10 protein-coding genes and 2 rRNA genes are annotated in these 11,646 nt (G+C 71.3%); 5 read left to right on the top strand and 7 right to left on the bottom strand.

Annotated features, from left to right (window positions below; translation table 11 throughout):
* The 3 genes from JFN87_RS28355 to JFN87_RS28345 all read left to right on the top strand — a co-directional run.
* A 23S ribosomal RNA gene (locus JFN87_RS28355) occupies positions 1-79 on the top strand; the annotation flags it as partial.
* Positions 80-160: 81 nt separating this feature from the next.
* Positions 161-277: ribosomal RNA gene (gene rrf, locus JFN87_RS28350) — 5S ribosomal RNA — on the top strand.
* A 114-nt stretch (positions 278-391) separates the two neighbouring features.
* Complete coding sequence (locus tag JFN87_RS28345) at positions 392-937, top strand: GNAT family N-acetyltransferase (RefSeq protein ID WP_209344556.1); 546 nt, start codon at positions 392-394, stop codon at positions 935-937.
* A gap of 37 nt (positions 938-974) precedes the next feature.
* Here the strand turns inward: JFN87_RS28345 and JFN87_RS28340 are convergent, their stop codons facing one another.
* The 6 genes from JFN87_RS28340 to JFN87_RS28315 form a co-directional block, all read right to left on the bottom strand.
* Entirely contained in the window at positions 975-2,615 is a 1,641-nt protein-coding gene (locus JFN87_RS28340) for a type IV secretory system conjugative DNA transfer family protein (protein WP_209344554.1), read from the bottom strand.
* A gap of 5 nt (positions 2,616-2,620) precedes the next feature.
* Positions 2,621-4,081 (bottom strand): ATP-binding protein, encoded by a 1,461-nt coding sequence (locus tag JFN87_RS28335; RefSeq protein ID WP_209344552.1) that lies wholly within the window; start codon positions 4,079-4,081, stop codon positions 2,621-2,623.
* A gap of 54 nt (positions 4,082-4,135) precedes the next feature.
* Positions 4,136-5,695: an SCO6880 family protein gene (locus tag JFN87_RS28330; protein WP_209344549.1), complete on the bottom strand. Its 1,560-nt coding sequence runs from the start codon at positions 5,693-5,695 to the stop codon at positions 4,136-4,138.
* 6 nt (positions 5,696-5,701) lie between these two features.
* Entirely contained in the window at positions 5,702-7,057 is a 1,356-nt protein-coding gene (locus JFN87_RS28325; RefSeq protein WP_209344548.1) for a hypothetical protein, read from the bottom strand.
* Positions 7,047-7,889, bottom strand: a complete 843-nt coding sequence (locus JFN87_RS28320) for a DUF8175 domain-containg protein (protein WP_209344546.1) — start codon at positions 7,887-7,889, stop codon at positions 7,047-7,049. The genes JFN87_RS28325 and JFN87_RS28320 overlap by 11 nt, the downstream gene beginning before the upstream one ends.
* A 280-nt stretch (positions 7,890-8,169) precedes the next feature.
* A complete protein-coding gene (locus JFN87_RS28315) occupies positions 8,170-8,478 on the bottom strand; it encodes a DUF8827 family protein (protein ID WP_209344558.1) in 309 nt (102 codons plus the stop codon).
* Between the two features lie 359 nt (positions 8,479-8,837).
* Between JFN87_RS28315 and JFN87_RS28310 the strand changes: the two genes are divergently transcribed.
* Positions 8,838-9,851, top strand: a complete 1,014-nt coding sequence (locus tag JFN87_RS28310; RefSeq protein WP_307865620.1) for a C40 family peptidase — start codon at positions 8,838-8,840, stop codon at positions 9,849-9,851.
* Positions 9,852-10,120: 269 nt separating this feature from the next.
* Positions 10,121-10,912, top strand: a complete 792-nt coding sequence (locus JFN87_RS28305) for a phosphatase PAP2 family protein (protein WP_209344542.1) — start codon at positions 10,121-10,123, stop codon at positions 10,910-10,912.
* A gap of 21 nt (positions 10,913-10,933) precedes the next feature.
* Here JFN87_RS28305 and JFN87_RS28300 read toward each other — a convergent pair whose 3' ends face one another.
* Positions 10,934-11,572 carry a sortase domain-containing protein gene (locus tag JFN87_RS28300; protein WP_209344540.1) on the bottom strand — a complete coding sequence of 213 codons (639 nt, stop codon included), beginning with the start codon at positions 11,570-11,572 and terminating at the stop codon, positions 10,934-10,936.
* Between the last annotated feature and the right edge of the window lie 74 nt (positions 11,573-11,646).

Raw genomic sequence — 11,646 nt, 5'->3', positions numbered from 1 at the left:
GACTGGGTTGATAGGCCGGAGATGGAAGCCAGGTGACTGGTGGAGTTGACCGGTACTAATAGGCCGAGGGCTTGTCCATAGAGGCTCGCGTCCACTGTGTTGGTTCTGAAACCACGAACAGCCGTGATGTATATACCGGTGTTCGATAGTTTCATAGTGTTTCGGTGGTTTTAGCGTAGGGGAAACGCCCGGTTACATTCCGAACCCGGAAGCTAAGCTCTACTGCGCCGATGGTACTGCAGGGGGGACCCTGTGGGAGAGTAGGACGCCGCCGAACAATACGTTGCAAGACAAGTCGGGGAGGCCCGCACCACAGGTGCGGGCCTTTTCGCATTTACGGGTATTTTTTTTGACTTGCGGGCCTGCCGGTTCCGCGGGGAGCATCACCACCATGGACCACGTGATCCGCGCCGTGCGCGCCGAGGAATGGGAGAAGGTGAAGGAGCTCCGCCTGCTCGCCCTGCAGGACCCGGCGGCTCCCATCGCCTTCCTCGAGACCTACGAGCGTTCCGTGAAGGAGCCCGACTCCTTCTGGATGCAGCGTGCCGCCGGACGACCCGGCGAGGTACGGCAGTTCGTCGCCGAGGCGCCCGACGGCAGCTGGTCGGGCAGCGTGGCCGTCCTCGTCGAGGAAGCCGGCAGCATCGACTTCATGGAGACCGTCGTCCAGCAGCGGCAGGGACACGTCGTCGGCGTCTTCGTCCGGGCCGAGCAGCGCGGTTCCGGCCTCCTGGGCCGTCTGATGGCCGCAGCGCTCGACTGGGCCTGGTCACTCGACGGGCCGCGTCTGGAGCGCGTACGGCTCTATGTGCACGAGCAGAACCCTCGCGCGCAGGCCGCCTACCGCAAGGCCGGGTTCGTGCCGACCGGGGTGCTCGTGCCCTTCGCGACCGACCCTTCCGCCAGGGAAATGGAGATGGCCGTCAGCCGGCCCTGAGCCCGGGTCGGACACAGGCTCACGGCCGGGCTCGGGCTCAGGGCGTCTCCGCGAAGCCGTGCCGCGGCCAGCGGGCGCGGCCCTGTTCCCGTGAGCGCAGCAACGCCAGCGGCGGCAGGCCCTGTGCGCGGCCCGTGGCCAGCAGGTCGGGCAGCATCGGCAGTGGGGCGACCGCGGCAACGTCGTCGAGGACGAGGGACATTGGTGGGTCGAGCCGACCGTCAGGTGACCGTGCGGCCATGCGGCGGCCGTGCTCGACCACGTGCGAGGCGAGAGCCGTCAGGAGCGGCATCGCGCCGGGGCGTGAGCGGGGATCCTCGATGGGTTCACCCACCACGTACAGTGTCCCCCCTTCTGCCGCGAACGACTCCAGTGAGACGGCATCAGTTCTGCTGTACGTGCAGGCGTCCCTGATGTGGATCGACGAGAGCGCCTCCAGCGCACGCGCCGTCAGCTGCTGAGCGACCTCTCGGCGTTGCGCGTGCGCGGTCAGGGCGCTCTCCAGCAGGCCCGCGTGGCCGGACGCGGCCTTGGGGTGGGTGCGCAGGATGCGCACGGCCTCCTGTGCGCCGTTGCCCTGGGCCCAGCGGTGGACCTGGCGGAAGGGGCGCCCGTCCACGGCCGCTGCGTGCAGCCAGCAGCGGAGGAGCGTTTCCGCGGTGTCCGCCATCGCCGCGTCGAGCGCCGCGTGGGGACGTACCGGGGCCAGGAGCGCTATTGCTCTGTCCGCCGCGATGCCGGGGTCCTCGCACCCCGTGGTGGGCGCCCAGTGCAGCCGGGCCGGGGTGTCGCAGAGGTGGCCCGGGTCGTAGACGAGCACGGGCCCCAGCTTGGCGCGTGCGTCCTTGGTCTCTGACCAGAGCCTGGGGTCCGAGGTGACGACGAGGGCGGGGCCCTCGGCGTCCCTGATGGCGGCCACGGCCGTCGGCCTGCGCGTCTCGACATCGCCGTAGTGGACCTGCTGGGGCGCGCGCTGCGCCGGGAGCGGCACGGCGGGGACCGCGGGGGTCTGGTCCGGCGCAGCCGTGATGGGCGCCGCGGGCGGCGGCTGCTCCGTCGGGGCCTGGGTCTGTTCGAGCGGCGGCGCCGCCGGGAGAACGTCCCGCACCGCCGGCGCCGGCGCGGGGGGACGAGGCGGGTCGTGGGGGTGCTCGTGTTCCCGAGCCTGGCCACGCCCGCGACCGTGCTCGTGATCGCGCCCGCTCTCGTGATCGCGGGCGCTGTCACGCTCGTAGGCCTCGTCGTACGCACGCTCGCGTGCCCGCCTCGCCCGGTCGCGGCGGCCGGCCCGCACCGCGCGGTAGCGGGTCACGACGCCGAGCACGAACACCGTGAGCACGGTGAGGACCATCAGCTGGCTGATCAGCAGACCCCAGAACAGGCCGTACCCGGACAGCTGGCCCGGCGGCGTGGCCGGCCAGGCGCCGTGCAGGTCGTGCGGGTGGGTCACCAGGGCGCGCATGGCGGACGGGGTGCGGGTGAAGTCGACGCCGTCGGGCCAGCCGCCGTGGGTGAAGAGGCCGCCGAGCCCCGTCGCCGTCCAGACGAGGATGGTGAGGCCGAGGATGAACGCGATCAGGCCCAGCAGCAGGCCGTCGGGGACGCCGCTCTGCCGGCCGCCGTGCGCCTCCCCGCTGCCGCCCGTTCCGCCGTTCCTGCCGGTGTCGTCGCGGGCCATCGGCGTCACGCCACCGTCGACTCGGACTCGGAGGACTCGCCCCGCTGCCGCTGATGCTCCAGGTAGGCGGCTCGCTGCTCGGTTTCCCACTCGGCGGCCCTGATGTCCTCGGGGAGCTCATCGGGCAGCGGCTGGGCGCCGACGGTGGGGAGCCCGGCGCGCTCGGAGGCCTCGGTCATGGCGCGGTCGGTGAAGACGAGGGGGCGTTCGGCCTCGGTGACCAGGTGCTTGACGACCTGCACGTTGCCGTTGACGTCCCAGACGGCGATGCCGGGGGAGAGTGTGGGGATGATCTCCACGGCCCATCGCGGCAGGCCGAGGACGCGGCCCGTGGCGCGGGCCTCGTCCGCCTTCTGCGCGTAGATGGTCCTGGTGGAGGCCATCTTGAGGATCGCGGCGGCTTCCTTCGCGGCCGCGCCGTCGACGACGTCGGAGAGGTGGTGGACGACGGCGACGAACGAGAGGCCGAGGCGGCGGCCGAACTTGAGCAGCCGCTGGAACAGCTGGGCGACGAAGGGGCTGTTGATGATGTGCCAGGCCTCTTCGACGAGGAAGATCCGCTTCTTGCGGTCGGGGCGGATCCAGGTGTGTTCCAGCCAGACGCCGACGATGGCCATGAGGATCGGCATGGCGATCGAGTTGCGGTCGATGTGGGAGAGGTCGAAGACGATGAGCGGGGCGTCGAGGTCGATGCCGACGGTGGTGGGGCCGTCGAACATGCCGCGCAGGTCGCCGTCGACGAGGCGGTCGAGGACGAGCGCGACGTCGAGGCCCCAGGCCCGTACGTCGTCTATGTCGACGTTCATCGCCTCGGCGGACTCGGGTTCCGGGTGGCGCAGCTGGTCGACGATGTCCGTCAGGACGGGCTGGCGCTGCGTGATGGTCTCGTTGACGTAGGCGTGGGCGACCTTGAGTGCGAATCCTGAGCGCTCGTCGAGGCCGTGGCCCATCGCGACCTCGATGATGGTGCGCAGCAGGGCGAGCTGTCCTGTGGTGGTGATGGCCGGGTCGAGGGGGTTGAGGCGGATGCCGTCGTCGAGGGCGGCCATGGCGTCGAGGCGGATGGGGGTTATCCCCAGCTCCTGCGCGATGAGGTTCCACTCGCCCGCGCCGTCCTCGCCCTGGGCGTCGAGCACGACGACCTGGCGGTCGCGGAAGCGCAACTGGCGCAGGACGTACGTCTTCTCCAGCGCGGACTTTCCGTTGCCGGACTCGCCGAGCACGAGCCAGTGCGGGGCGGGCAGTTGCTGACCGTAGAGGCGGAAGGGGTCGTAGATGTAGCCCTTGCCGCTGTAGACCTCGCGGCCGATGATCACTCCGCTGTCGCCGAGGCCGGGGGCGGCGGTGGGCAGGTAGACGGCCTGCGCCTGGCCCGTCGAGGTGCGCACGGGCAGCCGCGTGGTCTCCACTGCTCCGAACAGGAAGCTGGTGAACGCGTCCGTGACGGCGGACAGCGGGTCTTTCATCGCGGACCCCTTTCGGCTCGGCTTTCGGCTCGGCGGTGCGTCATCGGCGGGGTGTCATCGGCGGATGCCGGTGGCGAACGGCAGGGTGTTGACGAAGGCCCTGTGATGCTCGCGGTCGCACCACTCCAGCTTGAGGTAGGACTTTCCGGCGGACGCCCTGATGGTGCGCTTGTCGCGGGCGAGCGCCTCGGGTGAGCGTGACGACACGGTGATGTACCCGACGAGGTTGACGCCCGCGGCGCCGCTGGCGAGATCTTCACCCCGTTGGTCGAGCCTGCCGTGGGCGGCGATGTCGCGGGGGTCGACCGTGCGGTTCATCTTGGCGGCGCGGCTGGCCTCGGCCTCGTCGTTCACCTTCTCGGTGAGCATGCGCTCGATGGCGATCTCGGTGGGCTCCAGGTCCATCGTGACGGCGACCGTGCGGATCACGTCCGGGGTGTGGACGAGCAGCGGGGCGAGGAAGTTGACGCCGACGGGCGTCATCGGCCACTCCTTGACCCAGGCCGTGGAGTGGCACCAGGGGGCGCGGGTGGTGGACTCGCGGGTCTTGGCCTTGAGGTAGGTGGGTTCCACGGCGTCGAGCTCGGCCGGCCAGGCGTTTCGTTTCGTCATGGCCTGGATGTGGTCGATGGGGTGGTCGGGGTCGTACATGGAGTGCACGAGGGAGGCGAGGCGTGCCTGGCCGAGGGGCTGGCGCACCCGGATGTCGGCCTCGGCGAGGCGTGCGCAGATGTCGGTGAGCTCGCGGGCCATGACGACGGCGAGGCCGGCGTCGTGGTCGAGTTTGCGGCCGCCTGTGCCGCCGGCGTGCCGGGCGGCGCGTGCCATGGCCTGGGCCTCGGCGGCCAGTTCGCGGTTGAAGTGCATGCAGGCGACGAGGTAGGCGCGGTGCTGCTCGCTCGAGGTGGAGACCATGGACTGGAGCTGGTCGTAGGAGTCCTGGAGCCAGCGGGGGGCGGCGTCGTCGCCGCGCTGCGAGACGTCCTTGGCGTGGGCGTCGGGGTCGGCGGGGAGGGTGCGGGCGAGCATCTGCAGGCGGGTGACGAAGCCGTCGCCGTTGGCGACGTGCTTGAGGAGGGTGCCGAAGCGGTCGACGAGTGCTTCCTGGTCCTCGCTGTCGCGCAGGCCGACGCCGGGGCCCTCGATCTCGATGGCGGCGGTGACGGTGCGGCGGTCGGCGTGCAGGAGTACGGCGATCTCGTCGGGGCCGAAGGGGGCGGCGAGCCAGTTGATGTGGCCGATGCCGGGGGGCGGGCCGATCTCGACCTCGCGTCCGTCGGCGGAGGTGCCGGCCTCCATGGCGGTGGAGCGGTAGGTGGTGCCGCGCCGCAGGACGCGCTTGTAGCTGCGGTTGATCTCGAACCACTTGTAGAACGTGCGGTGCTTGTACGGGACGTAGACGGCGGCGAGCGCCAGCATGGGGAAGCCCATGAGGAAGACGATCCGCAGGGACAGCACGGGCACGATGAGGCCGCTCATCATGCCGAGGAAGGCGCCGGCGATGATCAGGGCGATCTCGCCGGTCTCGCGGTTCTTGCCGACGATCGCGTTCGGCCTGGCGCGGCCGATGAGATACGTGCGGCGGGGCGCGATGGGGTGGGACTGGGTCGTCAACGCCCTCTACCTCCTGCTGTCGGTGCCTGGGCCGCCCTGGCCGCCGCCGGTGCGGCGGGAGCCGTGGGGTGTGCCGGTGGTCGGGCTGGGGCTGCGGGGCGGGGGTGCGGCGGAGGGGACATGTCCGCCGCCTGCCCCGCCCCCGGACTGGGGGGCGCGGGATCCGTGGGCGCTGACGCCGCCGCTCACCGGGTTGGCGGGGCGGGCGCCGCCGCCGCCTCCGCCGCCGTCGGTGCCTCCGCTGCCTCCGCTGCCGCCGTGCTGGGGGGCGCGGGTGGAGTGGGTCTTGATGCCCTGCGCGACGAGGTTGGCGGGCGAGGAGAGCACGGCGGCGGCCTGTGACCCGTCGGTGGCCTGCTTGCGGCCCGCGCGCGAGGTGGCGATCTCGTCGCCGAAGCCGGGCACGAAGCGGTAGATCATGGCGGAGGCGAAGATCGCGAGCAGGATGATGGCGAGGCCGGAGACGACGGCGGAGAACGCGTCGGGTCCCTTGTCGCCCGAGAGGGCGCCGGCGAGGCTCAGCACGACGACGATCACGGGTTTCACCATGATCACGGCGATCATGATGCCGGCCCAGCGGCGGACGTGGCCCCACATGTTCTTGTCGACGAGCCCCGCGTAGACGACGGTGCCGAGGAGGGCGCCGACATAGAGGAGGGCGGCCCTGATGACGAGTTCGAGCCAGAGGACGCCGGCGGCGAGGATGGAGACGAGGGAGACGACGATCAGCATGATGGGGCCGCCGCCGATGTCGTTGCCCTTCTTGAGGGCGTCGGAGAACCCGCCGAAGAAGACGTCGGTCTGGCCGCCGGTGGTCTTGGCGATGACGTCGGTGACGCTGTCCACGGCGGAGACGACCGTGTAGAGGATCAGCGGGGTGAAGGCGGAGGCGAGGACGGTCAGCCAGAGGAAGCCGATGGCCTCGGAGATCGCGGTGGTGAGAGGGACGCCGCGGACGGCGCGCTTGGCGACGGCGAGCAGCCACAGGATCAGCGTGAGGATGGTCGATGCGGCGAAGACGACGGCGTACTGCCGCAGGAACGACGTGTTCGTGAAGTCGACGTTCGCGGTCTCCTTGACGGCGCTCGACAACTTCCCGATGGTCCACGCGGCGGCGTCGGCGCAGCCGCGGCCGAGGGAGGAGAGGGGATCGAGGGAGTCGGGGGTGGGGATGCCGCCGGTGCCGGTACTGCCGCCGGACTTGCAATAGTCCTTGACCAGGCCCTTTTGCGCATCACAGTTGACGGAAGGGCTCGGCGACGGTGCGGCCGCCGCGTTGGACGCCAGCAGGAGGACGGAGGCCGGAAGTACTGCGAGGACGGTGGAGATCGACCGGGCGCGTAGCCGGGAGCTACCTGGCATAGGTGAAGCCTCCAAACTGCTTGACGGCCTTGGTGATCTGCTCGGCCGTGGAGGCCGCGTCGTCGCCGGGGACCGGGGCGGGGCCGCTCTTTTCCGTGTCGGAGACGATCTTCCAGTCCTTGCCGGCCCACTGGAGCTGGAAGGTGGCCGTCTTCCAGGTCGTGGCGACCGGGTTCTTCGAGGTGGTGCCTGCCATGCCGATGAGGCCCGTGTACCAGACCGAGATCTTGGCGGCTCCGGTGCTGTAGCTGTCGACCTTGGTGCCCACCGGGATGGTGCGGGAGATGAAGGTGGAGCCGTGCGGGGCGTTGCCGGAGGCGTCCAGGCCCAGTTCGGCGAGGAAGTCGGTGGAGTAGGCCGTGTCGAGGCTGGGCTGCAGTTCGGCCGCGGCGGCCCGGGTGTAGATCGTGTCGACGACGGCGTGGCGCTGCTGCGTGTGGAACATGCCGACGGAGCCGAGCGCGACCGCGTAGTTGGCCGCGGCGCTTGCCGCGCCCTGCTGGGTGTCGGCGAAGCCCGACGGGATCGCGCCGTCAGGGCCTGACGTGCCGGTGACCGGCTTGGTGCCGGTCGGGGCCGTGGGGTCGGCCGCCGCGCCCGCGGCGGAGCCGCCGGGCCCCTTGCCGCTGGACGCGGAGCCGTTGCCTCCGCCGCCGCGGTTCGCGAAGGCGATCGCCGCGATGAGGAGGACGACCACGCCGACCACGGTCACGAGGGAGCGTGACGTGCGCATGGGACGGCGGGCGCCGTGGCCCTCGCCGCCGCCTTCCGGCAGGCGGGTGCGTGTCTGGCCGGGATCGCCGCCGTAGTCGTGGTCGTCGCCGAAGCTCATCGCCCGTCCCCTTCACCGTCCGCGTTGACGCGTACGCCCATGTATGACGGTAGCCCGGCCGGACCGGCCCGGCGCGCGTCGAGGTGACTCGGCATCAGGTGAGCCGCCGCCGTCGTGCGGCGGCTCATCGCCGGGCGCGCGGGCGTGGCCGGGCGCGCGGGCGTGGCCGGGCTCGGGTTCGTGGGTGGCAGCAGTGGGCGGGACATCGAAGTGGCGCATCCTCAGCCGGTGGGCGCGGCGGGTCGGGTGGAGGGGCGGGCGGCCGCCGGCCCGCGCGTCGTCAGACCGCCATGCCGTACACGATCGTGAAGAGCGTGCCGAGCGAGCCGATGATGAACACCCCGGTCAGCCCCGCGACGATCAGGCCCTTGCCCTGTTCCGCGCTGAAGGTGTCGCGCAGTGCCGTCGCGCCGATCCGCTGCTTCGCCGCGCCCCAGATGGCGATGCCGAGGCAGAGGAGGATGGCCACCGCCATCACCACCTCGATCATCACCTTGGCCTCGCTGCCCAGGCTGGAGAATGGGCCCCAGTTGGGGGCGATGCCACCGATGATGGTGTTGATGTCGCCCTTGCCGGCCGCCAGGTACATGTAACTCACCGCCCCTGTTTGGTCTTTCGCTGCCCGTGCCGTACGGCACGGGTCAGGTCCAATCATCGCTGATGGAACCGGTCCCGTACGCCGCTTGGCGGCTCTCTTTACCCGATCACCGCACATATGACCGATGTTGATGCCCTGACCTGGTGCGCGGTGGTCGCGTGGCGACACGGTCGGTTACTCTGTGTATCACGGTGCGTGACTTTGGGCAATGACTGTCGTTGATGCACCTCGACGCGGAATCCGGCGGCGGGTGTGTGACGACGACTTCTGGTCGTCCTCGTCCGCCGCCGCCTGAGCACGCGTCAGCCTGTCTACACTTGCTCCGTGCCGCTGGAGAGGGGTGTCTGACTGTGCGCAAGGCTTGGTTGGTCGGCGGCGCGGTCGGCGGGTGTGGGGCCGGGTTCGTCGGGTTGCTGCTGGTGGGGACGTTCGTGGCCGCCTCGGGGCTCGCCGGTGGTGCCGCGGGGGCCGCGGTCGGGCTGGCCGCCGGGGCCGTGCCGGCTCAGTACACGTCCCTCGTGCAGCGTTTCGGCCATACCTGTTCCGCCATCAGCGCTCCGCTACTCGCCGCGCAGCTCTACCAGGAGAGCGGCTGGAACCCGCGGGCGAGGAGCGCGGCCAACGCCTACGGCATGGGGCAGTTCCTGCCGTCGACCTGGGCCGCGCACGCCGTCGACGGGGACGGTGACGGGAAGCGGGACATCTTCGACCCCGCCGACGCGATCGCGTCGGCCGCCGCCTATGACTGCGAACTCGCCAAGTATGTGCGGCACGTGCCGGGGGATCGGACCGCCAACATGCTCGCCGCGTACAACGCCGGCACGTACGCCGTCCTCCAGCACCGCGGTGTGCCGCCGTACAAGGAGACGCGGAACTACGTCAAGTCCATCACCACGCTCGCCAAGAGCTTCTCGAAGCCCGTCGGCAGGGTGGCACCGACCGCCCAGGCGGCGGGGGCGATCAACTTCGCGCAGGGCAAGATCGGCACGCCGTACCTGTGGGGCGGCAGCGGCACGGCGGCGCAGGGCGGCAGGTTCGACTGCTCGGGGCTGACCCAGGCCGCGTACCGCGCGGTGGGGGTCGAGCTGCCGCGCGTCGCGAACGACCAGTACAACGCGGGGCCGCACCCGGCGCGGAGCGAGTTGCGCCCCGGGGACCTGGTCTTCTTCTCGACCGACCTGAGCAATTCGCGGGCTATCCACCACGTCGGCATCTACGTGGGCAACGGCAAGATGATCGACGCCCCGCACACCGGGGCGAAGGTCCGGCTCGACGACGTGGACTCGCCCGACTACTTCGGGGCGACCCGGGTCACCCAGGACGGCGCGGCCTCGCTGCCCACCGATCTGCCCGCTTCGGTGTGAGGGTTTCGGCCACGCACCCGACCCTCGCGCGGTCCTCACTCTCCGTCAAGCCAAGGCCCTGAGCTGGGGTGATGGGTCACTCTTCGATAACGTCCTGGTGCTCGTTCCGTGGATAGCGGAACGCGGGACGGGCTCAGGCCGTTTCCTGGACGGACTACCCGTTGTGGCTGAGCGCCTGTCATGTGTCACATGTCACGTGCCGCACTCCGGGTCCGACAGGGCACACGGCCGAGAGGCAGGGCCGGGCGACAGGCAAGGGGCCGAGGCAGATGGCTGGACTGGCACTCGACGGTTCGAACCCCGACGTCGGCCTGCTCTACGACGTCAACGGGCTGGCCAAGGGAACACCGTCGTGGTTCGACCGCGTGGTGGAGTTCGTCGGCGCGTACGGCGTCCTCATCGCGCTGGTCCTCGTCGTGCTCGGCTGCTGGCTGGCCGTGCGCCGGCGTGGCGCGGCGGACGACGCGGTCGGCGGCGTCGCCGGGCTGATCTGGGCGCCGCTCGCGGCGGGCGCGGCGCTCCTCGTCAACATCCCCGTGCGGAGCTTCGTGCAGCGGCCGCGGCCGTTCCTCGACCACAAGGGCATCGACGTCCTCGTGCACGGCCAGCACGGCTACGCCTTCGTCAGCGATCACGCCACCGTGGCGATGGCCGTGGGCGTCGGGCTCTTCGTCGTGCACAGGAAGTTCGGCCTGGCCGCGATCGGGCTCGCCGTGCTGGAGGGCTTCACCCGCGTCTACCTGGGCGTCCACTATCCGACGGACGTCATCGGCGGCTTCGCGCTCGGGACCGCCGTCGCCCTGCTGCTCAATCCGATCGCGACGGCCCTGCTGACCCCGCTGGTGTCGGCGGTCGCGGCCTCCTCGCGCTTCGGCCGCCTGGTGCGCTCGCGCCGTGCGCGCGCGAGCGCGGACGGGGCTGACGGGGCTGGCGGCGCCGACGAGAGCGGCGAGGGCTGCGAGGACGGTGCGGCGCCGCACCCCGCGGGCACCGCCGCGGCCGGGACGCGCGAGCTCGGCATGGGCGGGCCGCGGCCCGACGACACCAACCTCGCGGCCTGACGTCAGCGGACTGTCGGGCCGTCAGCCGGCGGCCACCGCGGTCACCACGACGTTCGCGTCCCAGTGGCCGTCGGGCGCGATCAGCCCGCCGCAGGTGATCAGCCGCAGTTCCGGCCGCCGCGAGGGCGCGTAGACGCGCGCCGTGGGGAACCTGTCCGTCCGGTATGTGCCGATCCGCGTCACCCGGAACGCGACGCGTGAGCCGTCGCCGCGTTCCACCTCGACCCGGTCGCCGGGGTGCAGCCTGCCGATCTTGGCGAACGCGCCGTTCTTGAGGTGCCTGCCCCCGACGCGCCGGCCGTGCCGGTACACGTTGTCGGGCGCGTCGCGGTGGCCCACGAAGACGGCGGGCCCCGGCTGCCCGGGCCGCGGCCCCAGCGCGTACCAGCCGGCCTTCGCGGCGTCGGCGAATCCTGGGACCTCGATGGCGCCCGCGCCGTCGAGCGCGAGCGGCAGCACGTCGGCCGACAGGTGGATCGCGGGGGCGTACAGGCGTACGGGCGCGCTGTGCGCGTCACTGACCGGCATCGGGCGCGGAGCCGCCGTGGAGTGCGGAGGTCGTGCTGTGGACGCGGACGACGCGGTCAGGTGGGGGAAGAGCTGGAGTACGACGGCGGCTGCCGCGCAGAGTGCCGCCAGGGCGAGCAGCGCCCTCGGCACCTTGTTACTCCGGCGCCGCCCGCCATTGCTCTCCTGCGGCTTGCCGTTGTCTCAGTTCTGCCAGATTGTATGAT

Origin of the sequence: Streptomyces montanisoli (genome assembly GCF_017813245.1) — a bacterium.
GTDB classification, from domain to species: Bacteria; Actinomycetota; Actinomycetes; order Streptomycetales; family Streptomycetaceae; genus Streptomyces; species Streptomyces montanisoli.
The sequence above is the reverse complement of the archived record's forward strand: the minus strand, read 5'-3'. Positions and strand labels throughout refer to the sequence as shown.

What these genes read in the sequence shown, in the direction of transcription:
- JFN87_RS28345 (WP_209344556.1), top strand. Translation starts at nt 392, where the DNA reads ATGGACCACGTGATCCGCGCCGTGCGCGCCGAGGAATGGGAGAAGGTG.
- JFN87_RS28340 (WP_209344554.1), bottom strand. Translation starts at nt 2,615, where the DNA reads ATGGCCCGCGACGACACCGGCAGGAACGGCGGAACGGGCGGCAGCGGG.
- JFN87_RS28335 (WP_209344552.1), bottom strand. Translation starts at nt 4,081, where the DNA reads ATGAAAGACCCGCTGTCCGCCGTCACGGACGCGTTCACCAGCTTCCTG.
- JFN87_RS28325 (WP_209344548.1), bottom strand. Translation starts at nt 7,057, where the DNA reads ATGCCAGGTAGCTCCCGGCTACGCGCCCGGTCGATCTCCACCGTCCTC.
- JFN87_RS28320 (WP_209344546.1), bottom strand. Translation starts at nt 7,889, where the DNA reads ATGAGCTTCGGCGACGACCACGACTACGGCGGCGATCCCGGCCAGACA.
- JFN87_RS28315 (WP_209344558.1), bottom strand. Translation starts at nt 8,478, where the DNA reads ATGTACCTGGCGGCCGGCAAGGGCGACATCAACACCATCATCGGTGGC.
- JFN87_RS28305 (WP_209344542.1), top strand. Translation starts at nt 10,121, where the DNA reads ATGGCTGGACTGGCACTCGACGGTTCGAACCCCGACGTCGGCCTGCTC.